1 pseudogene is annotated in these 1,423 nt (G+C 68.9%); it reads left to right on the top strand.

What is annotated here, in order from left to right:
• Nucleotides 1–326 precede the first annotated feature (326 nt).
• Nucleotides 327–1,211, top strand: a pseudogene (gene pknB, locus ETD96_RS43895) (Stk1 family PASTA domain-containing Ser/Thr kinase); the annotation flags it as partial.
• Nucleotides 1,212–1,423 lie beyond the last annotated feature (212 nt).

Genomic DNA, 1,423 nt, shown 5'->3' with positions numbered 1-1,423 from the left:
TACGAGCAGAAGACAGCATACGAGGTGTCTTAGGGTCTCGTGGGCTCGGAGATGTGTATAAGCGACAGCCCCCCAACGGCCGGCTGTCACCCCACGGCACCGGAAGCATAGGATCCGTCCGTCAACGCGAGTGACGCCCAAGACGTCCCCTTCACAGAAGACATCGATGAAATCGCCCCGGGCGACTGCCACCGCCCCCAAGCCAACACCCACACCGACGGGGAGCACCACGACTCCGTCAACTTCGAGCCCGGCGCCCTCGCCGACCGAGAGCGGGAAGCTAGGTTCGGAACACCAGGTGTAGACGTACGAGGGAAAGTGCACATATGAGTCAACCTCGGCTGCTCGGCGGCCGCTACGAGCTCGATTCGGTGATCGGGCGGGGCGGCATGGCCGAGGTCTACCGTGCCCGAGACCTGCGCCTCGATCGCGTCGTCGCCGTCAAGACGCTGCGGTCCGACCTGGCCCGTGACCCTACGTTCCAAGCCCGGTTCCGGCGCGAGGCCCAGTCGGCCGCGTCGTTGAACCACCCCTCGGTCATCGCCGTGTACGACACCGGCGAGGACATGATCGGCGACACCCCGATCCCGTACATCGTGATGGAGTACGTGGACGGGAGCACGCTGCGCGACCTGCTCCGGGAGAACCGCGCGCTGCTGCCCGAGAAGGCACTGGAGATCACCGACGGGATCCTGCGGGCGCTGGACTACAGCCACCGCGGCGGGATCGTGCACCGCGACATCAAGCCGGCCAACGTGATGCTCACCCGGCAGCACGAGGTCAAGGTCATGGACTTCGGCATCGCCCGCGCCATGGCCGACTCGGCGTCCACGATGACGCAGACCGCCCAGGTGATCGGAACCGCGCAGTACCTGTCCCCGGAGCAGGCGCGCGGTGAGCGGGTGGACGCCCGCAGCGACATCTACTCGACCGGTTGCGTCCTGTACGAGCTGCTCACCGGGAAGCCGCCGTTCACCGGCGACTCCCCGGTCGCGATCGCCTACCAGCACGTCCGGGAGGAGCCGGTCCCGCCGTCCCAGGTGGACCCGCAGATCCCGCAGTGGGCGGACGCGATGGTGCTGAAGGCGATGGCGAAGGAGGCCGACCACCGCTACCAGAACGCGACGGAGTTCCGGCAGGAGATCCAGCGCGTCCTGCAGGGGCATCCGGTGGCGTCGACGGCGGCGTCCACGATGCTGATGGGCGGCGCGCAGGTGCCGCAGGGCACCCAGGTGATGGGGGCCTACCCGCCGCACGGCGCGTCCCGGACGCAGATGCACCGGCCGGACCATCTACGACCGCCTCCGTGAACTGTGTCGTCGCCGCCACCGCCGCGCGGCTCGCGCGGGACGGCTTCGCCGTCGCGGTCTGCGACCTCGACGAGGCCGCGTGCGCCGGGACCGTCGAGGCGATCGTTAAGCCG

Source organism: Actinomadura geliboluensis, assembly GCF_005889745.1.
Classification (GTDB): Bacteria; Actinomycetota; Actinomycetes; order Streptosporangiales; family Streptosporangiaceae; genus Spirillospora; species Spirillospora geliboluensis.
This window is presented reverse-complemented; position numbering and strand designations above follow the sequence as displayed.